Annotated in this window: 21 protein-coding genes; 10 read left to right on the forward strand and 11 right to left on the reverse strand. The window is 69.6% G+C overall.

Annotated elements, in window-relative coordinates:
- Positions 1–64 precede the first annotated feature (64 nt).
- The gene (gene uvrA / locus ACXYMW_RS05085; protein ID WP_459034215.1) at positions 65–2941 is read left to right on the forward strand and encodes an excinuclease ABC subunit UvrA; all 2877 of its coding nucleotides are present in this window, start codon (positions 65–67) and stop codon (positions 2939–2941) included.
- Positions 2942–3001: 60 nt separating this feature from the next.
- Here uvrA and ACXYMW_RS05090 read toward each other — a convergent pair whose 3' ends face one another.
- From ACXYMW_RS05090 to ACXYMW_RS05130, 9 genes are all read right to left on the reverse strand, one after another.
- The gene (locus ACXYMW_RS05090) at positions 3002–3487 is read right to left on the reverse strand and encodes a hypothetical protein (RefSeq protein ID WP_459034216.1); all 486 of its coding nucleotides are present in this window, start codon (positions 3485–3487) and stop codon (positions 3002–3004) included.
- Positions 3484–4875 carry a 3'-5' exonuclease gene (locus ACXYMW_RS05095; RefSeq protein ID WP_459034217.1) on the reverse strand — a complete coding sequence of 464 codons (1392 nt, stop codon included), beginning with the start codon at positions 4873–4875 and terminating at the stop codon, positions 3484–3486. The genes ACXYMW_RS05090 and ACXYMW_RS05095 overlap by 4 nt, the downstream gene beginning before the upstream one ends.
- Positions 4875–5372, reverse strand: a complete 498-nt coding sequence (locus ACXYMW_RS05100) for a hypothetical protein (RefSeq protein WP_459034218.1) — start codon at positions 5370–5372, stop codon at positions 4875–4877. The genes ACXYMW_RS05095 and ACXYMW_RS05100 overlap by 1 nt, the downstream gene beginning before the upstream one ends.
- A gap of 50 nt (positions 5373–5422) precedes the next feature.
- Complete coding sequence (locus ACXYMW_RS05105) at positions 5423–7246, reverse strand: DUF294 nucleotidyltransferase-like domain-containing protein (RefSeq protein WP_459034219.1); 1824 nt, start codon at positions 7244–7246, stop codon at positions 5423–5425.
- Between the two features lie 94 nt (positions 7247–7340).
- Complete coding sequence (locus ACXYMW_RS05110) at positions 7341–9125, reverse strand: sodium:solute symporter family protein (RefSeq protein WP_459034220.1); 1785 nt, start codon at positions 9123–9125, stop codon at positions 7341–7343.
- Between the two features lie 4 nt (positions 9126–9129).
- Positions 9130–9414, reverse strand: coding sequence for a DUF4212 domain-containing protein (locus ACXYMW_RS05115; RefSeq protein ID WP_459034221.1), 285 nt, complete (start codon positions 9412–9414; stop codon positions 9130–9132).
- A 70-nt stretch (positions 9415–9484) separates the two neighbouring features.
- Positions 9485–10171, reverse strand: a complete 687-nt coding sequence (locus ACXYMW_RS05120) for an adenylate kinase (protein ID WP_459034222.1) — start codon at positions 10169–10171, stop codon at positions 9485–9487.
- A gap of 5 nt (positions 10172–10176) precedes the next feature.
- Entirely contained in the window at positions 10177–12132 is a 1956-nt protein-coding gene (gene acs, locus ACXYMW_RS05125; protein ID WP_459034223.1) for an acetate--CoA ligase, read from the reverse strand.
- A 23-nt stretch (positions 12133–12155) separates the two neighbouring features.
- Positions 12156–12284: a hypothetical protein gene (locus ACXYMW_RS05130; protein WP_459034224.1), complete on the reverse strand. Its 129-nt coding sequence runs from the start codon at positions 12282–12284 to the stop codon at positions 12156–12158.
- Positions 12285–12574: 290 nt separating this feature from the next.
- Between ACXYMW_RS05130 and ACXYMW_RS05135 the strand changes: the two genes are divergently transcribed.
- The 3 genes from ACXYMW_RS05135 (at position 12575) to ACXYMW_RS05145 (ending at position 15696) form a co-directional block, all read left to right on the forward strand.
- On the forward strand, positions 12575–13591 hold the full coding sequence (locus ACXYMW_RS05135; protein ID WP_459034225.1) for a C4-dicarboxylate TRAP transporter substrate-binding protein: 1017 nt from the start codon (positions 12575–12577) through the stop codon (positions 13589–13591).
- A gap of 61 nt (positions 13592–13652) precedes the next feature.
- The gene (locus ACXYMW_RS05140) at positions 13653–14282 is read left to right on the forward strand and encodes a TRAP transporter small permease subunit (protein ID WP_459034226.1); all 630 of its coding nucleotides are present in this window, start codon (positions 13653–13655) and stop codon (positions 14280–14282) included.
- A 13-nt stretch (positions 14283–14295) separates the two neighbouring features.
- Positions 14296–15696 (forward strand): TRAP transporter large permease, encoded by a 1401-nt coding sequence (locus tag ACXYMW_RS05145; RefSeq protein WP_459034227.1) that lies wholly within the window; start codon positions 14296–14298, stop codon positions 15694–15696.
- A 70-nt stretch (positions 15697–15766) separates the two neighbouring features.
- Here ACXYMW_RS05145 and ACXYMW_RS05150 read toward each other — a convergent pair whose 3' ends face one another.
- Positions 15767–16507, reverse strand: coding sequence for a YebC/PmpR family DNA-binding transcriptional regulator (locus ACXYMW_RS05150; protein WP_459034228.1), 741 nt, complete (start codon positions 16505–16507; stop codon positions 15767–15769).
- Positions 16508–16717: 210 nt separating this feature from the next.
- Between ACXYMW_RS05150 and ACXYMW_RS05155 the strand changes: the two genes are divergently transcribed.
- From ACXYMW_RS05155 to ACXYMW_RS05180, 6 genes are all read left to right on the forward strand, one after another.
- Positions 16718–17620: a DMT family transporter gene (locus ACXYMW_RS05155; RefSeq protein WP_459034229.1), complete on the forward strand. Its 903-nt coding sequence runs from the start codon at positions 16718–16720 to the stop codon at positions 17618–17620.
- Between the two features lie 144 nt (positions 17621–17764).
- The gene (locus ACXYMW_RS05160) at positions 17765–17962 is read left to right on the forward strand and encodes a hypothetical protein (protein ID WP_459034230.1); all 198 of its coding nucleotides are present in this window, start codon (positions 17765–17767) and stop codon (positions 17960–17962) included.
- A 163-nt stretch (positions 17963–18125) separates the two neighbouring features.
- The gene (gene betC / locus ACXYMW_RS05165) at positions 18126–19634 is read left to right on the forward strand and encodes a choline-sulfatase (RefSeq protein ID WP_459034231.1); all 1509 of its coding nucleotides are present in this window, start codon (positions 18126–18128) and stop codon (positions 19632–19634) included.
- A gap of 1 nt (position 19635) precedes the next feature.
- Positions 19636–21102, forward strand: coding sequence for a betaine-aldehyde dehydrogenase (gene betB / locus ACXYMW_RS05170; protein ID WP_459034232.1), 1467 nt, complete (start codon positions 19636–19638; stop codon positions 21100–21102).
- Between the two features lie 118 nt (positions 21103–21220).
- Entirely contained in the window at positions 21221–22861 is a 1641-nt protein-coding gene (betA, locus tag ACXYMW_RS05175; protein WP_459034294.1) for a choline dehydrogenase, read from the forward strand.
- A 55-nt stretch (positions 22862–22916) separates the two neighbouring features.
- Positions 22917–23186, forward strand: coding sequence for a DksA/TraR family C4-type zinc finger protein (locus ACXYMW_RS05180; RefSeq protein WP_459034233.1), 270 nt, complete (start codon positions 22917–22919; stop codon positions 23184–23186).
- 115 nt (positions 23187–23301) lie between these two features.
- On the opposite strand, the gene ACXYMW_RS05185 is transcribed toward ACXYMW_RS05180, so the two are convergent.
- Entirely contained in the window at positions 23302–25113 is a 1812-nt protein-coding gene (locus ACXYMW_RS05185) for a M3 family oligoendopeptidase (protein ID WP_459034234.1), read from the reverse strand.
- Positions 25114–25174 lie beyond the last annotated feature (61 nt).

Here is a 25174-nt window from a genome sequence, read left to right on the forward strand (position 1 = left end):
GTTTTCGGTTGGCTGACCGGGCCGCATCAACTATGTCTTAACCGTTGCCGACACCGGGGGCGAGATGGCCGAGCTGAAGCATATCGAGGTGCGCGGCGCGCGCGAGCACAACCTCAAGAACATCGACGTGGACATTCCCCGGGACGAGCTGGTGGTGATCACCGGCCTGTCGGGCTCGGGCAAGTCCAGCCTCGCCTTCGACACGATCTACGCCGAGGGCCAGCGCCGCTATGTCGAGAGCCTGTCGGCCTATGCGCGGCAGTTCCTCGACATGATGGAAAAGCCAGACGTCGATCACATCTCGGGCCTCAGCCCGGCGATCTCCATCGAGCAGAAGACGACCTCGAAGAACCCGCGCTCGACGGTCGGCACGGTGACCGAGATCTACGATTACCTGCGGCTCTTGTTCGCCCGCGTCGGCACGCCCTACAGCCCGGCCACCGGCCAGCCGATCGAGGCCCAGCAGGTGCAGGACATGGTCGACCGCGTGATGGCGATGGAGGAGGGCACCCGGGGCTACCTGCTGGCCCCCATCGTGCGCGACCGCAAGGGCGAGTACCGCAAGGAATTCCTCGAACTCAGGAAGCAGGGCTTCCAGCGCGTCAAGGTCAACGGCGAGTTCCACGAACTCGACAGCCCGCCGAAGCTCGACAAGAAGTTCCGCCACGACATCGACGTGGTGGTGGACCGCATCGTGGTGCGCGAGGGCATGGAGACCCGGCTGGCGGATTCGTTCCGCACGGCGCTCGACCTGGCCTCCGGCATCGCGGTGCTGGAGACCGCGCCGCGCGCCGCCGAGGGCGAGGAGGCGCCGCAGCCCGAGCGCATCACCTTCTCGGAGAACTTCGCCTGCCCGGTCTCGGGCTTCACCATCCCCGAGATCGAACCGCGGCTGTTTTCCTTCAACGCGCCCTTCGGCGCCTGCCCGGATTGCGGCGGCCTCGGGGCGGAGCTGTTCTTCGACGAGCGGCTGGTGGTGCCGGATGCCGGGCTGAGCATCTCCAAGGGCGCCATCGCGCCGTGGCGCAAGGGCAAGTCGCCCTATTTCACCCAGACCATCCAGGCGCTGGCCCGGCATTACGAATTCGACGCCGCGACGCCGTGGAAGGATCTGCCGGCGCATGTCCAGCAGGTCTTCCTGTTCGGCTCCGGCGACGACCAGATCGCCTTCCGCTACGACGAGGGCGGGCGGGTCTACAACGTCACCCGGGTCTTCGAGGGCGTCATCCCGAACATGGAGCGGCGTTACCGCGAGACCGACTCGAACTGGATCCGCGAGGAATTCGAGCGCTACCAGAACAACAAGCCGTGCTCCTCCTGCGGCGGCTACCGGCTGCGCGAGGAGGCGCTGGCGGTGAAGATCGGCGGACTGCATATCGGCCAGGTGGTCGAGATGTCGATCAAGCAGGCCTTCGACTGGTGCGAGGGCGTGCCCGCGGACCTGACGCAACAGAAGAACGAGATCGCCCGCGCCATCCTCAAGGAGATCCGCGAGCGTCTCGGCTTTCTCAACAATGTCGGCCTCGAATACCTGACCCTGTCGCGCAATGCCGGCACGCTGTCGGGCGGCGAGAGCCAGCGCATCCGGCTGGCCAGCCAGATCGGCTCGGGTCTCACCGGCGTGCTCTACGTGCTCGACGAGCCCTCGATCGGCCTGCACCAGCGCGACAATGACCGGCTGCTCACGACGCTGAAGAACCTGCGCGACCAGGGCAACACGGTGATCGTGGTGGAGCATGACGAAGAGGCGATCCGCGAGGCCGATTACGTCTTCGACATCGGCCCCGGCGCCGGCGTGCATGGCGGCGAGGTGGTGGCCCACGGCACGCCGGCCGAAATCGCCGCCAACGCCGAGTCGGTGACCGGTCAGTACCTCGCCGGCACCCGGGAGATCTCGGTCCCCGCCAAGCGCCGCAAGGGCAACAAGAAGGCGGTGACGGTGGTCAAGGCCAGCGGCAACAACCTGCACGACGTCACCGCCAAGTTCCCGCTCGGCAAGTTCGTCTGCGTCACCGGGGTCTCCGGGGGCGGCAAGTCGACGCTGACCATCGAGACCCTGTTCAAGACCGCCTCGATGCGGCTCAACGGCGCCCGCCACACCCCGGCGCCCTGCGAGACGATCAAGGGGCTGGAGCATCTCGACAAGGTCATCGACATCGACCAGCGCCCGATCGGGCGCACGCCGCGGTCGAACCCCGCGACCTATACCGGCGCCTTCACCCCGATCCGCGACTGGTTCGCCGGGCTGCCGGAGGCGAAGGCGCGCGGCTACAAGCCGGGGCGCTTCTCGTTCAACGTCAAGGGCGGGCGCTGCGAGGCCTGCCAGGGCGACGGCCTGATCAAGATCGAGATGCACTTCCTGCCGGATGTCTACGTCACCTGCGAGACCTGCAAGGGCGCGCGCTACAACCGCGAGACGCTGGAGGTGACCTTCAAGGGCAAGTCGATCGCCGACGTGCTGGAGATGACCGTCGAGGATGCGCAGGACTTCTTCAAGGCGGTGCCGTCGATCCGCGAGAAGATGGACGCGCTGATGCGGGTCGGCCTCGGCTACATCAAGGTCGGCCAGCAGGCCACGACGCTGTCGGGCGGCGAGGCGCAGCGGGTCAAGCTGTCGAAGGAGCTGGCGCGCCGCTCCACCGGCCGCACGCTCTATATCCTCGACGAGCCCACGACGGGCCTGCATTTCGAGGATGTGCGCAAGCTCCTCGAGGTGCTCCACGAGCTGGTCGAGCAGGGCAACACGGTGGTGGTGATCGAGCACAATCTGGACGTCATCAAGACCGCCGACTGGCTCATCGACATCGGTCCCGAGGGTGGCGATGGCGGCGGCCGGATCGTGGCCGAGGGCACGCCGGAGGACGTGGTGGAGGTGGCGGAAAGCCACACCGGGAGATACCTGCGCCCGATGCTCGACCCGAAGAAGATCGCCGCCGAATGACAAAACGCCCGGCCGCTGCGGCCGGGCGCTTTGCAAAGGGGCCAGGACCGGGCCGGGGGCTCAGTCGAGAAGGCGCGAGATCGAGCCGAGCACGTCGAGCACCTCGCGCGTTTCGGGGTGGATCAGGTAGACGCGGTCGCCGACCCGGGCATATTTGAAGTCCGGGTCCAGCCGATACCGCCGGGGATCGCGCAGGATCGAGAAGGGCCCGTCGATTCGTTCCCCGACGCCGTAGCGCCGGGTGTCGGACCGGCCCGCCTTCTTGCCTTTCTGCTGCCCCACCGCGCCGGCCTGCGCGAGACCCGGCGGCGTGCAGCCATTGGCCTTCTTGGCGAGCCCCGGGGGGCAATCGTTCCCGGCCAGCACCGGCGCCGGCAGCCCTGTGACAAGGACCGCGAGCAGAGCCGTGCGCAGGGGAAGAGCGAACGCACGAGACATCAAAAATTCCTTCCGGTAGCGTAACTTGTCGGTGGCAAATGCAGCACGCGCTACCGGCGTTCCGATGCCGCCGGCGGATCGGCGGATGCCTGCCCATAGCGCGTTCAATTCAGATCCTCCAGCAATCGGCCGTACCGCTTGGTCTCGGCCAGCAGCGCGCCCAGCGTGGTGATGCCGCGCCCTTCGAGCATCGGGATCATCCGCAGCAGCGCCTGTGCCGTGGCCTCGGCATCGCCCATCGCGGTGTGCCGGCGCTCGGCCGGCAGCGCGATGCCCAGACGACGGCACAGCGCGTCCAGCGTATGCGTCTCGGTGATCCCGAACAAGACCGCCGAGACCAGCACCGTGTCGATCACCGGGTGGCTCCACTCGACACCCATGCGGTCGGCATGGCGGCGCAGGAAGGCCATGTCGAAGGGGGCGTTGTGGGCCACGATCACCGCCTCCCGGGCGAAGGCGTGCAGCCTGCGGCCGGCCATGGCGATGTCGGGCGCGCCCGCGACGGCGTGATCGCCGATCCCGTGCACCCGGGTCGCGGCCTCGGGGATCGGCCGGCCCGGATCGACCAGCGTCTCCAGCCGCTCGCCCGGCACCAGGCGGCCGTTCAGCACCCGCACCGCGCCGATCTGCACCACCTCGTCGCGGTGCGGCAGCAGCCCGGTGGTCTCGGTGTCGAAGACGCAGAAGCAGAGCCTCGACAGCGCCGTCGCCTCGAGCGCCGCCTGCGGCGCGGCGTCGAGCAGGGCGAAATCGTAGACGATGGGGCGTGCGGCCTCGGGCGGCAGCCGGGTCTCGGCATCGTCGATGACGAGCAGGTAGCCGCCATCCTCCATCGGCTTCATCTTGGCGCTGTAGCGCAGCGCGCCGTCGGCGGCGCGCAGGTGAAAATCCACCTCGAGCCCGCTGCGCTGCATCTTGGCGCGCGCCGCGCTCAGGGTGTCGGGGTCGAAATAATCCCCGGGATCGGCGAGCAGCCGCGGCGTGTGGCTCTGGGCCAGGATCTCGGCGGCCTGGCCGTCATAGAGCACGATCCGGTTGGCGGCGTTGACCATCAGGCAGGCCACCGGGATCTCGGTCAGCAGCGCCGTCAGCCGGGCCCGCTCGGCCTCCAGATGCGCGGTCTCGGCGGCCACCGCCTGCGCGGTCTCGAGCGTCGCCGCGCCCAGCGCCCGGGTCACCGCGTCGGCGGCCGGGGCGAGATCGCCCAGATGCTGCGCATCGGCAAGATCGAGGGCGCCGGAATGGCCGGCATGGGCGCGGACCCGAAGCTCGGCGGCGATCCGGTCGACCGGCCGGGCGACGCTCTGGTCGAGCACGTACCAGACCAGGGTGACGAGGCCGAGCTGCGCGAAGGCGGCGATCACGAAGGCGGTGGCCCAGCCGCCCGGGCCGCTCTGCGCGCCGATCCAGAGCGCCGCGCCGACGGCCAGGATGGCGCCCGCCGCGAGCCCGGCGCAGAGCCCGAGGATGCGCCGCCGGAGCCCGGTGCGGCGCATCACGCCGGCCCGCAGGTGGCGGCGACGATCGGGTCGTCGGGGCCGACCGTGCGCCAGACCGGCGCGGCGCCGTTCCGCAGCGGGTCGGCGCGCCGCCCGGCGCCGCAATCGACCATCATCTGCACCGCCCGAACTGGGCGCCAGCGGGCGAGGAAGTAGAGATCGGCGAGGTAGGTCTCCCCGGCCTCGGGGTGCGGGCGGCGGCCGGCCCGGTCGACCGCGACGAAGCGCGTGACCATCGGCGCGGCGTAGGTCCAAGGCCGGTACCAGACGCGTTCGCGCACCGTGTCGGCCACCGCGAAGCCCTCGGGCAGGCCGGCGCTGGTGCGCGCGTACCAGCCGTATTCGCTCGAGATGGTGGCGGCGAGCATCGCCAGCCCGGCGCCCACCGGCACCAGCCAGGCGGCGATGCGGCCGCCGGTCAGGCGGCGCAGCAGCAGCATCGCGCCGGCCCCGGCGAAGCCCGCGACGATCACCGCAAACAGTTCCAGCGCCATGCGCGCTCCTCTCCCTTCCGCGCCACGCCCCGAAGGCGCGGCGCGCTCGCTCATCCGAGCAGATGCCGGCCCTGGCCGACGGCCGATTGCATGCCCTTGACCACCACGAAGGCATCCCTGAGATGCGCCCGATCGAAATCCGAAAGGTCCGGGGGTGCAAGGAAATTGTCCGGCGGCACCCCGTCGCCGACCTGCCGGCACTGATGCGCCAGCCGGGTCTCGGCGATCAGGTCGTAGGCGTCGAGCAGGTCCTGCCCGCCGCTCTGCGACACGATGCCGGCGGCGCGCGTCACCTCAAGCCAGGCGCGCGTGTTGGCCAGCAGCAGCGTGCCTTCGAGGGCGTAGAGCCGGGCCAGGTCGATCACCGGCACCACGCCGGAATGCTTGAGGTCGATCATCCGCCGGTGCTCGCCCGAGCGGATCAGCGCGAAGCCGCGGAACAGGCCGAGCGGCGGCGTGTGCTTGAGCGCGTTGGCGGTCATGTGGGCGCGGAAGATGGAATTGCTTCGCGCCCGCTCCAGCGTCTCCTCGTGCAGGTCGGCGAAAAGCCCGACATCGCCGGCGATCGGGCGCAGGTCGAACATCACCGAGGCCAGCATCTGCGCCTCGGGGCGGGGATGCGCGATCCAGTCGCGGAAATAGCCGCGCCAGACCGAAAGCGGCTGGCACCAGCGCGGCGTCTTGGCCATCATGTCGCCGGGGCAGTAGACGTAGCCGGCGGCGTTCAGCCCGTCGCAGACGAAGCCGGCGAACTCGGCGAAATATGCCTGTTCCGCCGCGCCCGCGCCGTCCTCGAGGATCAGGCAATTGTCCTGGTCGGTGATGCCGCTCTGCTCCTGCCGGCCCTGGCTGCCGCAGGCCAGCCAGAGCCAGCGGCAGGGCGCCGGGCCGAGCCGCGCCTCGGCGAGGGTGACGAGCCGCCGCGTGGCGGCGTCGGCGATGTCGGTGACCAGCCGGGTCGTGACCTCGTGGCGCTGCCCGGAGGCCACCAGCTGGGCCAGCATCTGCGGGATCCGCGCGGTCACCCGGGCGATGTCGCCGGCGCTTTCGGCGCCGCCGATCTCGGCGGCGAGGTCGGCCGGGCGGCTGGCCTGCCAGCGCGTCAGGTCGGTCTGGGTGATCATGCCGAGCAGGCGGCCCTGCTCGGCCACCGGGACGTGGCCGATGCCGCGCTCCAGCATCAGCTTGAGCACGTCGGAACCCAGCGCCGAGGGCGGCAGGGTGACCGGGTCGCGGGTCATGACCTCGGCCAGCGGGGTCTCCGCGGGGCGGCCCTCGGCGACGATCCGGCCGGCCAGGTCGCGCTGCGTCACCAGCCCGACCAGCCGCTCGCCCTCGGTCACGCAGATCGACGAGGCGCCGGCCTCGCGCATGCGGATCGCCGCGTCGCGGACGCTCACCCCGGGCGGCGCGGTGACCAACCGGCGCGACATCAGCGTCTCGGCCCGGGTGGCGACGAGGTCGGGCCGGGCCGGGCGGATGCGGCGCTCGCGCTCGAAGAAGCGCCGGATCTCGGGCTCGCTGGCCATCAGCTCGCGGAAGGTTGCGGCGGGCAGGATCAGCAGCCTTGTGTCGCTCAGCGCCGTGGCGGTGGTGGCGGCGCGGCCGTCGCGGGCCAGCCCGCGTTCGCCGAAGATCGCGTGCGGGCCGAGCACCGAGACCGGCACGCCGTGTTCGTCACGAACCTCGATCTCGCCCCGCATGACGAGGTGCAGCCCGTCGAGCGGCGCGCCCACGGCATAGACCCGGTCGCCGGCCGCGACCCGGCGCGGCAGCACCGCCTCGACAAGCGCGGCGCGGGTCTCGGCGGGCAGGGCGGCAAAGGGGGCGAGCGTCGTCAGGAAGTCGCCGATCGCCGTCCTGTCCTGCGTCATGCCGTCCCCCGAAACGCAATGTCCCGCCCGCATCATGCAATGCGGACGGGACGGGTTCAAACGCCCCGGGCCGAACGGACGGCCCGGGTCCGGATCAATGCGTCTGGGCCGAGCCGGCGCCGCGCGGCACGCGCACGCTCTCGACCAGTTCGCGGATCTCCGCCGGCACCGGCTTGGTCATGCCGGAGACGATGTAGGCGGTGGCAAAGTTGATCAGCGCGCCCACCGCGCCGAACGAGGTCGACTTGATCGAGCCGAGCAGCGGATCGGCATCGGTGAAGGAGTTGGTGTCCGGGATGAACAGCCAGCCCTTGTGCAGGAAGATGTAGACCAGCGTGACGATCAGGCCGGCCAGCATCCCCGCCACGGCGCCGCGGTTGTTGATGCGGGTCGAGAAGATCCCCATCATCAGCGCCGGGAAGATCGACGCCGCCGCGATGCCGAAGGCCAGCGCCACGGTCTGCGCCGCGAAGCCCGGCGGGTTCATCCCGAGCCAGGTGGCGACCGCGATCGACACCGCCATGGCAATCCGCGCCCACATCAGCTCGCCCTTCTCCGAGATCCCCGGATTGAGCTGGCCCTTGATCAGGTCGTGGCTGACCGCCGAGGAGATGGCGAGCAGCAGGCCCGCCGCCGTCGACAGCGCCGCGGCCAGGCCGCCGGCCGCGACGAGGCCGATCACCCAGCCCGGCAGGTTGGCGATCTCGGGGTTGGCGAGCACCAGGATGTCGTTGTTGAAGTTGGTGAGCTCGTTGCCCTGCCAGCCTTCCGCGGCGGCGCGCTCGGCCATCGCCTCGGAGCCGTCGTTGTAGTACTGGATGCGGCCGTCGCCGTTCTTGTCCTCCCAGCCCAGCAGGCCGGTCTGCTGCCAGGTTTGCATCCAGTCATAGGCCGGATCGCTCTCGATGGTCTCGAGGCTCACCGCCTGGCCCTCGGCGCCTTCGGGCCAGAACTGGGTGGTGATGTTGAGCCGCGCCATGGCGCCGACCGCCGGGGCGGTGAGGTACAAAAGCGCGATGAAGACCAGCGCCCAGCCCGCCGACCAGCGCGCATCGGCGACGCGGGGGACGGTGAAGAAGCGCATGATCACGTGCGGCAGGCCGGCCGTGCCGATCATCAGCGACAGGGTGAAGAGCACCATGTTGAAGGTGTCGCCGTTGTGCGCCGTGTACTCGTTGAAGCCCAGATCGGTGACGATCTGGTCGAGCTGCTGCAGCAGCGGCGTGCCGGTCGCCTCGACGCTGCTGAACAGGCCGAGCCCGGGGATCGGGTTGCCGGTCAGCTGCAGCGAGATGAAGATCGCCGGGATCGTGTAGGCAAGGATCAGCACCACGTATTGCGCCACCTGGGTGTAGGTCACGCCCTTCATGCCGCCGAACACCGCGTAGGCGAAGACGATCACCGCGCCGATCAGCAGGCCGGTGGTGGCATCGACCTCGAGGAAGCGGCCGAAGGCCACGCCGACGCCGGTCATCTGGCCGATCACGTAGGTCACCGAGGCGATGATCAGGCAGATCACCGCGACGAGCCGCGCCGTGGGCGAGTAGAAGCGGTCGCCGATGAACTCCGACACGGTGTATTTGCCGAACTTGCGCAGATAGGGCGCGAGCAGCAGCGCCAGCAGCACGTAGCCGCCGGTCCATCCCATCAGGAAGGTCGAGTTGTCGTAGCCGGTGAAGGCGATCAGGCCGGCCATCGAGATGAACGAGGCCGCCGACATCCAGTCCGCCGCGGTCGCCATGCCGTTGGTCACCGGGTGCACGCCGCGGCCGGCGGCGTAGAATTCCGAGGTCGAGCCGGCGCGGGCCCAGATCGCGATGCCGATATAGAGCGCGAAGGACGCGCCCACGAAGATGAAGTTGATCGTCGTCTGATCCATGGGGTTACTCCTCGTCCACGCCGTATTGCCGGTCGAGCCGGTTCATCCGCCAGGCGTAGAAGAAGATCAGCGCCAGGAAGATCAGGATCGACCCCTGCTGGGCGAACCAGAAGCCGAGATCGGTGCCGCCCACCTCGATGCCGGAGATCAGCGGCCGCAGCAGGATGCCGAAGCCGAAGGACACCAGCGCCCAGATGATCAGGCTGATGACGATGAGACGGATATTGGCCTTCCAGTAGCCGCTTCCGTCGCTGGCGCGGGGCGCCGGGCTGTGCAGATTGTCCGCCATGACAAGCGGTTCCTCCTCCTTGAAATGCGTTCCGGGCGGGGTGCCGCCCGGGCCTCCCTGCCGCGCCGGATCAGGCGCGGGTCTCGGTCACGATGCGCGCCAGGTCCTCGGCGATGGCGTCGATCTCGCCCATCGCCGGTACCCGGTGCAGCGCGCCCGCGTGGTCGTAATGGCCGATCAGCGGCGCGGTCTCGGCGTGATAGGCCGCGAGCCGGGCCGCCACCGTCTCGGCGCGGTCGTCGGCGCGCCGGGTCATCTTGGTGCCGCCGCAGAGATCGCAGACGCCCTCCGTGGCGGGCGGCTTGAAGCTGTCGTGGTAGCCCTCGCCGCAGCCCGCGCAGGTGAAGCGGCCCGAGATCCGCTCCACCATCGCCGCGTCCTCGACCTCAAGGCTGATCGCGGCGTCGATCCTCTGGCCGCGCGCGGCCAGCAGCGCGTCGAGCGCCGCGGCTTGCGCCGCGGTGCGCGGAAAGCCGTCGAGGATCACGCCGCCGGCGCAGTCCGGGTCGGCCAGCCGGTCGCTGAGGATGGCGATGACGATCTCGTCCGAGACCAGGCCGCCGGCCTCCATCACCGCCCGCGCCTGCTGCCCGGCCGGGGTGCCCTCGCGCACCGCGGCGCGCAGCAGGTCCCCGGTGGAGAGCTGGACCAGCCCGTGGCCGGTCGCCATCAGGCGCGCCTGGGTGCCCTTGCCGGCGCCCGGCGGGCCGAGCAGGATGTAGACCGGGGCGGTCTGCGGGGTCTTGCTTCCGTCCATCGCTCTCAGCCCTTGTTCATGCGGTTGGCCACCAGGTCGTCGACGACCTCGGGATCGGCGAGGGTCGAGGTGTCGCCTAGCGAATCCGGATCGTTCTCGGCGATCTTGCGCAGGATGCGGCGCATGATCTTGCCCGACCGGGTCTTCGGCAGCCCGGGGGCGAACTGGATCAGGTCGGGCTTGGCGATCGGCCCGATCTCGGAGCGCACCCAGTCCTGCAGCTCCTTCTTCAGCCCGTCCGAGGCCTCGACGCCCGACATCAGCGTGACGTAGCAGTAGATGCCCTGTCCCTTGACGTCGTGCGGGTAGCCCACGACCGCGGCCTCGGCCACCTTGTCATGCGCCACCAGCGCGCTCTCGACCTCGGCCGTGCCCATGCGGTGGCCCGAGACGTTGATCACGTCGTCGACCCGGCCGGTGATCCAGTAATCGCCGTCGGCATCGCGGCGGCAGCCGTCGCCGGTGAAGTAATAGCCCTTGTATTGCTGGAAATAGGTCGTCTCGAAGCGGTCGTGATCGCCCCAGACGGTGCGCATCTGGCCGGGCCAGGAGGCGCGGATCGCCAGCACGCCCTCGGCCGGGCTCTCCTCGATGACCTTGCCGCTCTCGGGCTCCAGCACCACCGGCTCGACGCCGAAGAACGGCTTCATCGCGGCGCCGGGCTTGGTGGCATGGGCGCCGGGCAGGGGGGTCAGCAGGTGGCCGCCGGTCTCGGTCTGCCACCAGGTGTCGACGATCGGGCAGCGGCCGCCGCCCACCACCTCGTTGTACCAGTTCCAGGCCTCGGGATTGATCGGCTCGCCCACCGTGCCGAGGATGCGCAGCGCGGAGAGGTCGCACTTCTCCACCGGGGCCTTGCCCTGGCCCATCAGCGCCCGGATCGCCGTCGGCGCGGTGTAGAACTGGGTCACCTTGTGCTTCTCGCAGACCTGCCAGAAGCGCGAGGCGTCGGGATAGGTCGGCACGCCCTCGAACATCAGCGTGGTGGCGCCGTTGGCCAGCGGGCCGTAGACGATGTAGCTGTGCCCGGTCACCCAGCCGACATCGGCGGTGCACCAGTAGACGTCGCCGTCATGGTAGTCGAAGGTCACCTCGTGGGTCAGCGCGGCATAGACCAGGTAGCCCCCGGAGGTGTGGACGACGCCCTTGGGCTGGCCGGTGGAGCCCGACGTGTAGAGAATGAACAGCGGATCCTCGGCCGCCATCTCCTCGGCCGGGCAATCGGCGGTGGCGGCCTGCATCGCCGCCGTCAGGTCGAGATCGCGGTCGTCGTTCCACGCCGTCTGCCCGCCGGTGCGCTTGACCACCAGGCACTTCACCGAGGCATCGCAATTGGCCAGCGCCTTGTCGGCATTGGCCTTGAGCGCGGTCTTGCGGCCGCCGCGCGGCGCCTCGTCGGCGGTGATCACCGCCTTGGCCTCGCAGCCGTTGACCCGGCTGGCCAGCGCGTCCGGGGAGAAGCCGGCGAAGACCACCGAATGGATCGCGCCGATGCGGGCGCAGGCCAGCATCGCGTAGGCGGCTTCCGGGATCATCGGCAGGTAGAGCACGACGCGGTCGCCGCGGCCCACGCCCTGGTCCTTGAGCACGTTGGCGAGGCGGCAGGTCTGCTCGTGCAGTTCGCGGTAGGTGATCGCCTGCGCGGCCTCAGACGGATCGTCGGGCTCCCAGATGATCGCCGTCTGGTCGCCGCGCGCGGCGAGATGGCGGTCGATGCAGTTGGCCGCGACGTTGAGCCGGCCGTCCTCGAACCACTTGATCGAGACCTGGCCGAAATCGAAACGGGCATCGCGCGCCTTGGTCGGCGCGGTCATCCAGTCGAGCCGCCCCGCCTGTTCGAGCCAGAACCCGTCGGAATCCTCGATCGAGCGCTTGTACATCTCGTCGTACCGCGCCGCATCCACATGCGCCCGCGAGACGATCTCGTCGCGTGGGGCAAAGGTGTGGGTCTGATCGGTCATGGGACGTCCTCCTTCTGTCCGTGTCATGCCGGCGTCGTTCCTCCGCGGCGGGGCATGAGTTGCGCGGACCATAAACGCCCGCCGAAAACAAATAAACAAACCACGGAAAACACGATACTTTCCTGTAAAAACTTTTCCAGAATGCCGCGCATTCGGTCAAGTTCGTTGACTTCCGTGCGGTAAAGTCAACGCAGACATGCGTTGTTTCCGCAAACACTTTCTGTCGTCGCCGCGCGGCTTTCCGCATCATCCTGTCGTGGCGGCCGCCGAACGCGGTCCCGCAGCCTGCGACAGATAGCCCCGCATCGCGCGCGCGGCCACTCCGGCACTGCACGCGGCGCGGGAATCATCCTCCGGGCCGCCCGGGCTTGCACCCTCCGTCCCATCCTCTAGGCTCACCCCATACGGCGGGGCACACCGCCGGTCCAAGGGAGGATAGAAGATGACCAATCTCACGGCCAAACTGGCCGTCTCCGCGCTGGCGCTGGCCTTCGCGACGGAGGCTGCGGCAACCGAATGGAACGTCTCGCTCTGGGGCAAGCGCCGCGCCTTCACAGAGCACGTCCACAAGCTCGCCGAGCTGGTGGAGCAGAAGACCGACGGCGAGTTCACCATGAACATCTCCTATGGCGGCCTGTCGAAGAACACCGAGAATCTCGACGGCATCTCCATCGGCGCCTTCGAGATGGCGCAGTTCTGCGCCGGCTACCACGCCGACAAGAACCGCGCGATCACCGTGCTGGAGCTGCCCTTCATCGGCGTGCGCAACCTCGAGGAGGAGGTCGCGGTGAGCCACGCCGTCTACGACCACCCGGCGGTGGCCGAGGAGATGGCGCAGTGGAACGCGCGCATGCTGATGACCTCGCCGATGCCGCAATACAACCTCGTCGGCACCGGCGAGCCGCGCGACGAGCTGGCCGAGTTCGACGGCATGCGGGTGCGCGCCACCGGCGGCCTGGGCGAGGCGTTCCGCGCCGTCGGCGCGGTGCCGACCAGCGTGACCTCGTCGGAGGCCTACCAGGCGATGGAGGGTGGCGTCGTCGACACCGTGGCCTTCGCCCAGCACGCGCATCTGTCCTTCGGCACCATCAACGAGGCCGATTGGTGGACCGCCAACCTCAACCCCGGCACCGTGAACTGCCCGGTGGTGGTCAACATCGACGCCTATGAATCGCTCTCCGACGAGCACCGCGAGGCGCTGGACAGCTCGGTGCCCGAGGCGATCGACCATTACCTCGCCAATTACGGCGAATTGCTGAAGCGCTGGGACGAGGTGCTGGAGGAGAAGGGCGTCGAGAAGGTCGAGATCTCCGACGAGGTTCTGGCCGAGTTCCGCGAGGTCGCGGGCGAGCCGATCCAGCAGCAATGGATCGAGGAGATGAGCGCGCAGGGCCTGCCGGCGCAGGAGCTCTTCGACCTCGTGCAGTCGACCCTCGAGCAGAGCCGCGCCTCGAACTGAGGCGGCTCGGGGCCGGCCGTCCGGCCGGCCCGACCGTTGCGCAAATCGGGGGAGATCGCCGATGGCCGGTGGCGCCACCGTGCTCAAGGATGACAGCCTGCTCAGCCGGCTCGACCGCCGGCTGTTGGGGCTGGAACGCGCCATGGCGCTGATCTCGGGGATCTTCGCCTTCTCGCTGATGGGGCTCGCCGTGGTTTCGGTGACCGGGCGCAACGGCTTCAACGAACCGCTGCCCGGCTATGTCGACTGGATCGAGGCCTTCATGCCGCTGATCGCCATTCTCGGCATCGCCTACGTGCAGCGCCAGGGCGGCCATATCCGCATGGACATCGTGGTGGGCGCGCTGCGCGGCCGGGCGCTCTGGGCGGCGGAGTTTGTCACCACCTTCGCCGTGCTGCTGCTGATGCTGGCACTGGTCTGGGGCAGCTGGGCGCATTTCGACCGCAGCTTCGACATGACCAAGCCGCTCTGGTCGCGCGACAGCTCGATCGATATCGGCCTGCCGATCTGGCCGGCCAAGCTGGTGGTGCCGGTGGCCTTCTCGGTGCTCTGCCTGCGGCTGGTGCTGCAGCTCTGGGGCTACGGGCGGGCCTTCCTCGCCGGGCTCGAGCGGCCGGTGGCGGTGCCGCTGATCCAGTCGGTGGCCGAGATCGCCGCCGAGGAGGCGCGGCACGTGGCCGGGCGCGAATGAGGGAAGCTGCCTGATGGATCCGATCGAGATCGGCCTCTGGGTCACCGGCGGGCTGATGGTGCTGGTGGTGCTCGGGATGCGGGTGGCCTTCGCCGCGGCCTTTGCCGGCCTGGTGGGGCTGATCTGGATCTTCTGGGTCCGCAAGGATTACGCCCCGGACGAGTTTGCCTGGGCGCTGACCGTGGCGGTGAAGACCGCGGGGCAGGTGCCGCATGGCAAGGTGGCGAGCCAGGCCCTGAGCCTCATTCCGACCTTCATCCTGATCGGCTATCTCGCCTATTATGCCGGGCTCACCCGGGCGCTCTTCGAGGCCGCCAAGCGCTGGATCGCCTGGGTGCCGGGGGGGCTCGCGGTCTCTACCGTCTTCGCCACGGCGGGCTTCGCGGCGGTCTCCGGCGCCTCGGTCGCCACCGCGGCGGTCTTCGCCCGCATCGCCATCCCGGAAATGCTGAAGATCGGCTACGACAAGCGCTTCGCCGCCGGCGTGGTGGCCGCGGGCGGCACGCTGGCCTCGCTGATCCCGCCCTCGGCGATCCTCGTCATCTACGCCATCATCGTCGAGCAGGATGTCGGCAAGCTGCTGCTTGCGGGCTTCCTGCCGGGGGTGTTCTCGGCCTTCGTCTACGGCGCCCTGATCATCGGGCTGGCGCTGACCATCAAGGGCTTCGGGCCGCCGGTCGGCGGCTACAGCTGGCGCGAGCGCTTCGTGGCCCTGCCGCCGGCGCTGCCGATCTTCGCGGTGGTGATCATCATCATCTGCTTCGTCTACAACCCGTTCGGCGGCGATGCCTGGGGCACGCCGACCGAGGGCGGCGCGATCGGCGCCTTCATCGTCTTTTTGATGGCGCTGTGGCGCGGCATGCGGCTGCGCGAGCTGAAGGACGCGCTGATCGAGACCGCGAAGCTGTCGATCATGATCTTCTCGATCATCTGGGGGGTGCTGATCTATGTCCGCTTCCTGGGCTTCGCGGACCTGCCCTCGGCGTTTTCCGACTGGATCACCGGGCTCGACTACCCGCCGCTGATGATCCTGGTCTGCATCCTGCTGGCCTATGCGGTGCTCGGCATGTTCATGGACGCCATCGGCATGCTGCTCCTGACCCTGCCGGTGGTCTACCCAGCGGTGATGGCGCTGAACGGCGGCGAGTTCGTCTCGGCCGCGGATTCGGCCTTCGGGATGAGCGGCACGATGTGCGCCATCTGGTTCGGCATCCTGGTGGTGAAGATGGCCGAGTTCTGCCTGATCACGCCCCCCATCGGGCTCAACTGCTTCGTGGTGGCGGGGGTGCGGCCGGACCTGTCGGTGCAGGACGTGTTCCGCGGCGTGACGCCGTTCTTCATCGCCGACGCGGTGACCATCGCGCTGCTGGTGGCGTTCCCGCAGATCGTGCTCTGGCTGCCCTCGCTGGCCTGATCCGGCAGGTTCGCCGGGCCAGGGGCAGGGCGGCGGGCAGGGCGGCGGCTGGCGCCGCCCCGTGGGCGCGTCAGAGCTGCGCCATGACCTCGTCGGAGGCCTCGAAATTGGTGGTGACGCGCTGCACGTCGTCGTCATCCTCGAGCGCGTCGACCAGCTTCATCAGGCTCTGCATGCCGTCGAGGTCGAGCTCGGTCGTGGTGCCGGGCTTCCAGACCAGCTTGGTCGATTCGCTTTCGCCCAGGGTTTCCTCGAGCGCCGTCGAGACATCGTTCAGGTCGCTGTCGGCGCACCAGATCACGTGGCCGTCCTCGGAGCTCTCGACATCCTCGGCGCCGGCCTCGATCGCCGCCTCGAGCACCGCCTCGCTGTCGCCCACCGAGGCGGGGTAGACGATCTCGCCCTTGCGCTCGAACATGAAGGCCACCGACCCGGTCTCGCCCAGGTTGCCGCCGTTCTTGGAGAAGGTCGAACGCACGTTGGAGGCGGTGCGGTTGCGGTTGTCGGTCATCGCCTCGACGATCACCGCGACGCCGTTCGGGCCGTAGCCCTCGTAACGGATCTCCTCGTAATTCTCCGCGTCGCCGCCGGTCGCCTTCTTGATGGCGCGCTCGATCACGTCCTTGGGGACCGAGCTCGACTTGGCTTCCTTGACCGCCAGCCTCAGCCGCGGGTTCTTGTCGGGATCGGGATCGCCCATCTTGGCGGCGACGGTGATCTCCTTGGAGAGCTTGGAAAACAGCTTCGACCGCGCGGCGTCCTGACGCCCTTTGCGGTGCTGGATGTTCGCCCATTTGGAATGGCCGGCCATGAACGTGCCTCTCGGGGTCGTGGGTCTGTCAGAAATCGCCCGTCTCTATAGGGCAGGGGCCGGGCTGAGGGCAAGCCCGCGGCGCCGGGCCGGCGGCGGGCCGGGACCGGGGTTTTACGCCCCCACCCCCCGCTGCGCGGGCGTGCAAGCCCGCGCTTGCCCGCGCCGGGGCGGGTTGCGCTCGCCCCCGGCTCGGCGCTCTATGCCGGGATGGACATGCCGGGACAGCGCCCCCTTGCGGGCATAATGTGGATGGTCGCGACGGGATTCTGCTTCGTCGCCGTCACCGCGCTGGTGAAGACGCTGGGCGGCCGCATCCCGGCCGCCGAAAGTGCCTTCCTGCGCTATCTTCTGGGGCTGGTCTTCCTGCTGCCGGTCTGGCGCAGCCTGCTGGCGCTGCGGCTGACCGGACGCCAATGGCGGCTCTTCGCGGTGCGCGGAGCCTTCCATACCGTCGCGGTGATCTGCTGGTTCTACGCCATGACCCGCATCCCGATCGCCGAGGTGACGGCGATGAACTATCTCAACCCGGTCTATGTCAGCATCCTGGCGGTGGTGTTCCTGGGGGAGACCATCGCGCTGCGCCGCATCCTCGCGATCCTGGCGGCGCTGGCGGGCGCCCTGATCATCCTGCGCCCGGGTTTCCGCGAGCTCGATTCCGGCCATGTCGCGATGCTGTTCACCGCGGTGCTCTTCGCCGGGTCCTACCTCACCATGAAGATCCTCTCGGGTGAACAGAGCGCCAGCGCGGTGGTGGCGCTGCTCTCGGTGACGGTGACGGTCGGGCTCGCGCCGTTCGCGGCGCTCGACTGGGTGACGCCCTCAGCGGGCGAGCTGGGCATCCTGTTCGGCGTCGCCTGCTTCGCCACCGCCGGGCATTACGCCATGACCCGGGCCTTCGCGGCGGCGCCGATCACCGTGACCCAGCCGGTCACCTTCCTGCAGCTGGTCTGGTCGGTGATCGTCGGTGCGGTGTTCTTCGCCGAGCCGCCCGATCCCTGGGTGGTGGCCGGGGGCGGGGTGATCATCGCCGCGGTGACCTTCATCGCCTGGCGCGAGGCGCAGGCGCGGCGCACCCGGATCACCCCGCCGATCCACGCCACGAAGAGCTGAGACGCGAACAATCCCGCCGGAGGGGCAGGGTTCGTTGCCGGTCTCGAAATGGTCCGGGGCGCTGCATCATCGCGCCGCATTCCCCCGTAAAGGATCGGTTCAGGGAACGGCGTTAGGACGGTCCCACGCCACGGAGGGAATCCGATGTTCGCCGAGAACCGACTGACCGACAGTTTCACCGAGATCTCCGCCTTCCTGAAGTCGGAGCGCCGCAAGTCCCTCTCCGAGGCCGAGTGGCGCTTCCGCCTGCGCGGCTACGGCTACAGCCTGCGCCGCATCGAGGCGGGCTACGAGGTCGCCCGGCTGCCGCAGAACCAGGTGCTCGGGGTGATCGAACCCTGACCGGGCCGCGGTCCGACCGCCCGGAACCCGGCCCGCGCACCGGGCGCCGTGGGCGCCGCGGCCGCCGTCCGGGGAGCCGTCGGACAGGCCTGCACCGGAATTATTGATTGACGAGTCAATCAGCGACTTCTATCTCTCCCCCGAGAACGATGCGGGGGAAGCCATGGCACGGCCGAACATCCTGGTGGTGATGGTCGATCAGCTGACCGGGACGCTGTTCCCGGACGGCCCGGCGGAGTGGCTGCACGCGCCCAACCTGAAGCGGCTCGCGGCCCGCTCCACCCGCTTCGCCCAGACCTACACGGCCTCGCCGCTCTGCGCGCCGGGACGGGCCTCCTTCATGTCCGGGCAATTGCCGTCGCGCACCCGGGTCTACGACAATGCCGCGGAGTTTGCCTCCGACATCCCGACCTACGCCCATCACCTGCGCCGCGCCGGCTACCGCACCTGCCTGTCTGGCAAGATGCATTTCGTCGGCCCCGACCAGCTGCACGGCTTCGAGGAGCGGCTGACCACCGACATCTACCCGGCCGATTTCGGCTGGACGCCGGATTACCGCCGGCGCGGCCAGCGCATCGACTGGTGGTATCACAATCTCGGCTCGGTGACCGGGGCCGGCGTGGCCGAGACCTCGAACCAGATGGAATACGACGACGAGGTCGGCTTCCTGGCCGAGCAGAAGCTCTACGAGTTCGCCCGCGGCCACGATGCCCGGCCCTGGATGCTGACGGTGAGCTTCACCCATCCGCACGATCCCTATGTGGCGCGGCGGCGGTTCTGGGATCTCTATGAGGACTGCGCCTATCTCGCCCCCGAAGTGCCGGCGCTGCCCTACGAGGAGCACGACCCCCACGCGCAGCGCATCTTCGACGCCAACGACTGGCGCAGCTTCGAGATCACCGAGCGCGACGTCGCCCGGGCGCGGCGCGGCTACTTCGCCAACATCTCCTATCTCGACGACAAGATCGGCGCGCTGCTCGACGTGCTGGAGCGCACCCGGCAGGAGGCCGTGGTGGTCTTCGTCTCGGATCACGGCGACATGCTGGGCGAGCGCGGGCTGTGGTTCAAGATGAGCTTCCGCGAGGGCTCGGCCCGGGTGCCGCTGATGATCGCCGCGCCGGGCATGGCGGCGGACCGGATCGACGCGCCGGTCTCGACCATCGACCTCTGCCCGACGCTGTGCGAGCTCGCCGGCGTCTCGATGGCCGAGGTGATGCCCTGGACCGACGGCGAGAGCCTGGTGCCGCTGGCGCAGGGCGCGCAGCGCACCAGCGCGGTGGCGATGGAATATGCCGCCGAGGCCTCGATCTCGCCCCTGGTGGGCCTGGTGCAGGGGCAGTGGAAATACACCAATTGCGCGCGCGATCCCGAGCAGCTCTTCGATCTTGCCGCCGATCCGCAGGAGACGCGCAACCTCGCCGCTTCGCCCGAACACGCCGCGGTGCTCGAACGCTTCCGCCAGGCGGCGGCGGCGCGCTGGGATCTTGAAAGCTTCGACGGCCAGGTGCGCGAGAGCCAGGCGCGGCGCCATGTGGTCTACGAGGCGCTGCGCCAGGGCGGCTACTACCCCTGGGACTTCCAGCCGCTGCGCCAGGCCTCCGAGCGCTTCATGCGCAACCACATGGACCTGAACGTCGTCGAGGAGAACCAGCGGTTCCCGCGGGGAGAATGACATGAACGACACGCCCTATCCGACCCAGCCCGAGGCCAGCCATTTCGTCGCCGGCGCCTATCACGAGGACGCCTCCGGCACCCCGCTCGAGGTAATCTACCCGGCCACCGGCGAGGCCATCGCGACGCTGCACGAGGCCACCGACGCGGTGATCGACAGGGCCCTCGAGGCGGCGCGCGCGGCGCAGGCCGAATGGGCCGCGACGCCGCCGCGCGAACGCGGCCGGGTGCTGACCCGCGCGGCGCAGATCCTGCGCGAGCGCAACCGCGCGATGTCGGTGCTGGAGACCATGGATACCGGCAAGCCGCTCTCCGAGACGCTGGTGGCCGATGCCAGTTCGGGCGCCGACGCGCTGGAATATTTCGGCGGCATCGCCGCCGGGCTGACCGGCGAGCACATCCCGCTTGGGGAGGACTGGGCCTACACGATGCGCGAGCCGCTGGGCGTCTGCGTCGGCATCGGGGCGTGGAACTATCCGACGCAGATCGCCTGCTGGAAGGCCGCCCCGGCGCTGGCCTGCGGCAATGCCATGGTCTTCAAGCCCTCCGAGACGACGCCGCTCTCGACGCTGAAACTGGCCGAGATCCTGGTCGAGGCGGGGCTGCCGGCCGGGCTCTTCAACGTGGTGCAGGGCGCCGGCGCGGTGGGCGCGCGGCTGGTCACCGATCCGCGCGTCGACAAGGTGTCGCTGACCGGCTCGGTGCCCACCGGGCGCAAGGTCTACGCCGCCGCCGCCGAGAGCGTGAAGCACGTCACCATGGAGCTCGGCGGCAAGTCGCCGCTGGTAATCTTCGACGACGCCGATCTCGAGGACGCGGTGGGCGGCGCCATCCTGGCCAACTTCTACTCCTCGGGGCAGATCTGCTCCAACGGCACCCGGGTCTTCGTGCAGAAGGGCCTGCGCGCGCGCTTCGTGGCACGCCTGGCGGAACGCATGCAGGGCGCGGTGATCGGCGATCCGCTGGACGAGGCCACGACCTTCGGCCCGCTGGTCAGCGCCCGCCAGATGGAGATCGTCGAGGGCTACATCGCCAGGGGCCGGGCCGAGGGCGCGTGGCTGGTGGCGGGGGGCGAACGGCTCGACCGGCCGGGCTACTGGATCACCCCGGCGCTGTTCGACGGCGTGACCGACGAGATGACCATCGCCCGCGAGGAAATCTTCGGCCCGGTGCTTTCGGTGCTGGAGTTCGACGACGAGGACGAGGCGGTGCGGCGCGCCAATGCCACCGCCTTCGGGCTCTCGGCCGGGGTCTTCACCCGCGACCTGGCCCGCGCCCACCGGGTGATCGGGCGGCTCGAGGCCGGCACCTGCTTCATCAACTCCTACAACGACGCGCCGGTGGAGATGCCCTTCGGCGGGGTCAAGATGTCCGGCGTGGGGCGCGAGAACGCGCGCGCCGCGATCGAGCATTATTCGCAGCTGAAGTCGGTCTATGTGCGCATGGGCCGGGTCGAGGCGCCGTTCTGATGGCGGCGCGCCCCGCCCCGGAGAGCGCCCGCCCGCCCACCCCGCTCTCCGGGGCGGGGCGGGGCCCGGACGCCGCGGCGCGGCTGGCAGAGGAAAGGCGGGTTCACGGATGAGCAAGATGCAGGCGGACTACGTCATCGTCGGCGCCGGCAGCGCCGGCTGCGCCATGGCCTACCGGCTGGCCGAGGCCGGCCGCTCGGTGATCGTGATCGAGCATGGCGGCTGGGACGGCGGCCCGTTCATCCGCATGCCCGGCGCGCTCAGCTACCCGATGAACATGAAGATGTACGATTGGGGCTACCGGACCGAGCCCGAGCCGCATCTCGGCGGCCGCCGCCTGGCGGCGCCGCGCGGCAAGGTGCTGGGCGGGTCGTCCTCGATCAACGGCATGGTCTATGTGCGCGGCCATGCCCGCGATTTCGACCATTGGCGCGACCAGGGTGCCGATGGCTGGGGCTATGCCGACGTGCTGCCCTATTTCAAGCGGCTCGAGCACAGCCATGGCGGCCAGCCCGGCTGGCGCGGCAGCGACGGGCCGCTGCACGTCACCCGCGGCCGCCGCGACAACCCGCTGGTCCGCGCCTTCGTCGCCGCCGGCGCCGAGGCCGGCTACGAGACCACCGAGGATTACAACGGCGAGAAGCAGGAAGGCTTCGGCGCCATGGAGGCCACCATCCACCGCGGCGTGCGCTGGTCGGCGGTGCGCGCCTATCTCGACCCGGCCAAGCGCCGCGGCGCGCGCGTCGTGCGCGGCTTGGCCGAGCGCGTGCTGATCGAGCAGGGCCGCGCCACCGGGGTCGCGGTCTCGGGCCGCGGCGGCCGCCGGACCGTGCGGGCCAGCCGCGAGGTCATCCTCGCCGCCTCGGCCTTCAACTCGCCGAAGCTGCTGATGCTGTCGGGCATCGGGCCGGCGGCGCATCTGGCCGAGCACGGCATCCGGGTGGTGGCTGACCGCCCCGGCGTCGGCGGCAACCTGCAGGACCATCTCGAGCTCTACCTGCAGATGGCGGCGAGCCAGCCGGTCAGCCTGTTCAAGTACTGGAACCTGCTCGGCAAGGCCTATGTCGGCGCCCGCTGGCTGCTCACCGGGACCGGGCCCGGCGCCTCCAACCAGTTCGAGAGCGCGGCCTTCATCCGCTCGCGCGCAGGCGTCGAATATCCCGACATCCAGTATCATTTCCTGCCCCTCGCGGTGCGCTACGACGGCAAGGCCGCGGCCGAGGGGCACGGCTTCCAGGCCCATGTCGGGCCGATGCGCTCGGCCTCGCGCGGCGAGGTGCGGCTGGCCTCCGGCGATCCCGCCGCGGCGCCGCGCATCCGCTTCAACTACATGAGCCAGGACGACGATTGGCGCGATTTCCGCGCCTGCATCCGGCTGACCCGGGAGATCTTTGCCCAAGACGCCTTCGCGCCCTATCGCGGCCACGAGATCCAGCCCGGCGCGGACGTGCAGAGCGACGCCGAGCTCGACGGCTTCATCCGCGAGCATGTCGAGAGCGCCTACCATCCCTGCGGCACCTGCCGGATGGGCCGCGCCGACGATCCCCTTTCGGTGGTCGACCCGGAGGGCCGGGTGATCGGCGTCGAGGGCCTGCGGGTGGCCGATAGCTCGGTCTTTCCGCGCATCACCAACGGCAATCTCAACGCGCCCTCGATCATGGTGGGCGAGAAGATCGCCGACCATGTGCTGGGCCGCCGCCTGCCGGCGGAGAACGTCCAGCCCTGGATCCATCCCGACTGGCAGTCCGCGCAGCGCTGAGCGGCGCTGGAAAGGCCCGCGCCGGCGCGCTACCCTCGCGAGAGGAGGTGCCGCCATGGCCGGAGGATGGACGCGCGACGGCGCGGTACAGGAGCAGATCGACGCCTCGATCGCCGACGAGCTGGCGCGCATGCGGGCGCGCCCCGCGCCGGCGGGCGAGAGCGCGCGGGTTTGCGTGGAATGCGAGGAGCCGATCCCCGAGAAGCGCCGCGCGGCGCTGCCGGGGGTCAAGCTCTGCCGCGACTGCCAGGAGGAACGCGACGCCCGGCCGGTGGCGCGCGGCGGCATCAACCGGCGCGGCAGCAAGGATTCGCAGCTGAAATAAGGGCGCTGCGCGCGGGCGCCGGGTTCGGGGCGCGGCGCGGCGCGGCGGGGCGGACCGGGGGCGCTGCCCCCGGACCCCCGGGATATTTTCGCTCAGAAGAAGCAGGTGGCCCCTGTCAGGCTTCGAGCGCCTCGAGTTCGTCGATCAGGCCGGAGATCATCGACAGGCCCTTGTCCCAGAAGGCCGGGTCGGTGGCGTCGAGGCCGAAGGGCGCCAAGAGGTCGGTGTGGTGCTTGGCGCCGCCGGCGCGCAGCATGTCGAAATAGCGCTCCTGGAAGCCCTCGGGGCGCGCCTCGTATTCGGCGTAGAGCGCGTTCACCAACCCGTCGCCGAAGGCGTAGGCGTAAACGTAGAACGGCGTGTGGACGAAATGCGGCACGTAGGACCAGAAGGTCTCGTAGCCCTCCATGAAGTCGAAGGCGGGGCCGAGGCTCTCGGCCTGCACGCTCATCCAGAGCGCGTTGATGTCGTCCGGCGTCAGCTCGCCGCCGCGCCGCGCCTCGTGCAGCTTGCATTCGAAATCGTAGAACGCGATCTGCCGGACCACGGTGTTGATCATGTCCTCGACCTTGCCGGCCAGCAGCACCTTTTTCTCGGCGTCGTCCCGGGCATTGGCCAGCATGCGGCGGAAGGTCAGCATCTCGCCGAACACGCTCGCGGTCTCGGCCAGCGTCAGCGGCGTGTGGCTCAGCATCTCGCCCTGGCCCGCGGCCAGCACCTGGTGCACGCCGTGGCCAAGCTCGTGCGCCAGCGTCATCACGTCGCGCGGCTTGCCGAGATAGTTCAGCAGCACGTAGGGATGGACGTCGGTCACCGTGGGATGGGCGAAGGCGCCGGGCGCCTTGCCCGGGGTCACCGCGGCATCGATCCAGCCCTTGTCGAAGAACGGCTCGGCGATCTCGGCCATGCGCGGATCGAAGGCGGCATAGGCGTTCATCACCGTCTCGCGCGCCTCCTGCCAGGGCACCACGCGGTCGCTCTGCATCGGCAGCGGCGCGTTGCGGTCCCAGACCTGCATGCGCTCGAGCCCCAGCCACTTGCGCTTGAGCTCGTAATAGCGGTGCGAGAGGCGCGGATAGGCCGCCACCACGGCGTTGCGCAGCGCCTCGACCACCTCGGGCTCGACATCGTTGGCGAGGTGCCGGCCGGTCTGCGGCGTCGGCATGCCGCGCCAGCGGTCGAGCACCTCCTTCTCCTTGGCCTGGGTGTTGTGGACCCGGGCGAAGGTGCGGATATTGCCGGTGAAGACCGCGGCCAGGGCGCGGGCCGCGGCCTCGCGGCGGGCGCGGTCCTGTTCGGTCAGCAGGTTCAGCGTGGCCTCGATGCCCATGACCTCGCCGTCGACGTCGAATTCCAGCCCGGCGATGGTCTCGTCGAAGAGCCGCTCCCAAGCGTCGCCGACGACGCCCATGTCGTGCAGGAACTTCTCCATCTCGTCGGAGAGCTGGTAGGGCTTCATGGCGCGGATGCGGTCGAAGGCGGGCTTGTAGCGCGCCAGCTCGGCATTCTCGAAGAGCGTGGCATAGGTCGCGTCGGGCACCCGGTTCAACTCGAGCGCGAAGAACACCAGCGGCGTGGTGTAGACGGTGATCTTCTCCTGCATGTCGGAGAGGAACTTGGCGCGCGCCGCCTCGGTGGTGTTCTGGTAGTAGCGCAGCCCGGCATAGGACATGATCCGCCCGGCCACTGTCTCGATCGTCTCGTGGCGCTTGACCATGTCGAGGAAGGACGCGGCGTCTAGCCCGGCGATCTTGCCCTCGAAATCGGCGGCGAAGCGGCGGCAGGCCTCTTCCAGCCAGTCGAGGTCGCGCTTCACCTCGGGCGCGTCGGGCGCGGCGTAGAGGTCGCTCAGATCCCATTCGGGCAGGGCGCCCAGATCGCGGCCCCCGGCGGAGGCGTTGGCGTCGAAGGTCGGGCGGATGGTCATGCGCGTCTCCATGTCTGGTCTTGTCCGTCAGGTAGGCCCGCCGGGCCGCGATGTTCAAGGG

It is taken from the genome of Roseivivax sp. CAU 1761, from assembly GCF_054482755.1.

What these genes read in the sequence shown, in the direction of transcription:
- ACXYMW_RS05120 (WP_459034222.1), bottom strand. Translation starts at nt 10,171, where the DNA reads ATGGACGGAAGCAAGACCCCGCAGACCGCCCCGGTCTACATCCTGCTC.
- ACXYMW_RS05150 (WP_459034228.1), bottom strand. Translation starts at nt 16,507, where the DNA reads ATGGCCGGCCATTCCAAATGGGCGAACATCCAGCACCGCAAAGGGCGT.
- ACXYMW_RS05185 (WP_459034234.1), bottom strand. Translation starts at nt 25,113, where the DNA reads ATGACCATCCGCCCGACCTTCGACGCCAACGCCTCCGCCGGGGGCCGC.
- ACXYMW_RS05115 (WP_459034221.1), bottom strand. Translation starts at nt 9,414, where the DNA reads ATGGCGGACAATCTGCACAGCCCGGCGCCCCGCGCCAGCGACGGAAGC.
- betB (WP_459034232.1), top strand. Translation starts at nt 19,636, where the DNA reads ATGAACGACACGCCCTATCCGACCCAGCCCGAGGCCAGCCATTTCGTC.
- ACXYMW_RS05145 (WP_459034227.1), top strand. Translation starts at nt 14,296, where the DNA reads ATGGATCCGATCGAGATCGGCCTCTGGGTCACCGGCGGGCTGATGGTG.
- ACXYMW_RS05160 (WP_459034230.1), top strand. Translation starts at nt 17,765, where the DNA reads ATGTTCGCCGAGAACCGACTGACCGACAGTTTCACCGAGATCTCCGCC.
- betC (WP_459034231.1), top strand. Translation starts at nt 18,126, where the DNA reads ATGGCACGGCCGAACATCCTGGTGGTGATGGTCGATCAGCTGACCGGG.
- ACXYMW_RS05135 (WP_459034225.1), top strand. Translation starts at nt 12,575, where the DNA reads ATGACCAATCTCACGGCCAAACTGGCCGTCTCCGCGCTGGCGCTGGCC.
- ACXYMW_RS05180 (WP_459034233.1), top strand. Translation starts at nt 22,917, where the DNA reads ATGGCCGGAGGATGGACGCGCGACGGCGCGGTACAGGAGCAGATCGAC.
- ACXYMW_RS05110 (WP_459034220.1), bottom strand. Translation starts at nt 9,125, where the DNA reads ATGGATCAGACGACGATCAACTTCATCTTCGTGGGCGCGTCCTTCGCG.
- betA (WP_459034294.1), top strand. Translation starts at nt 21,221, where the DNA reads ATGCAGGCGGACTACGTCATCGTCGGCGCCGGCAGCGCCGGCTGCGCC.
- ACXYMW_RS05140 (WP_459034226.1), top strand. Translation starts at nt 13,653, where the DNA reads ATGGCCGGTGGCGCCACCGTGCTCAAGGATGACAGCCTGCTCAGCCGG.
- acs (WP_459034223.1), bottom strand. Translation starts at nt 12,132, where the DNA reads ATGACCGATCAGACCCACACCTTTGCCCCACGCGACGAGATCGTCTCG.
- ACXYMW_RS05130 (WP_459034224.1), bottom strand. Translation starts at nt 12,284, where the DNA reads ATGCGCGGCATTCTGGAAAAGTTTTTACAGGAAAGTATCGTGTTTTCC.
- ACXYMW_RS05155 (WP_459034229.1), top strand. Translation starts at nt 16,718, where the DNA reads ATGGACATGCCGGGACAGCGCCCCCTTGCGGGCATAATGTGGATGGTC.
- ACXYMW_RS05095 (WP_459034217.1), bottom strand. Translation starts at nt 4,875, where the DNA reads ATGCGCCGCACCGGGCTCCGGCGGCGCATCCTCGGGCTCTGCGCCGGG.
- ACXYMW_RS05105 (WP_459034219.1), bottom strand. Translation starts at nt 7,246, where the DNA reads ATGACGCAGGACAGGACGGCGATCGGCGACTTCCTGACGACGCTCGCC.
- ACXYMW_RS05100 (WP_459034218.1), bottom strand. Translation starts at nt 5,372, where the DNA reads ATGGCGCTGGAACTGTTTGCGGTGATCGTCGCGGGCTTCGCCGGGGCC.
- uvrA (WP_459034215.1), top strand. Translation starts at nt 65, where the DNA reads ATGGCCGAGCTGAAGCATATCGAGGTGCGCGGCGCGCGCGAGCACAAC.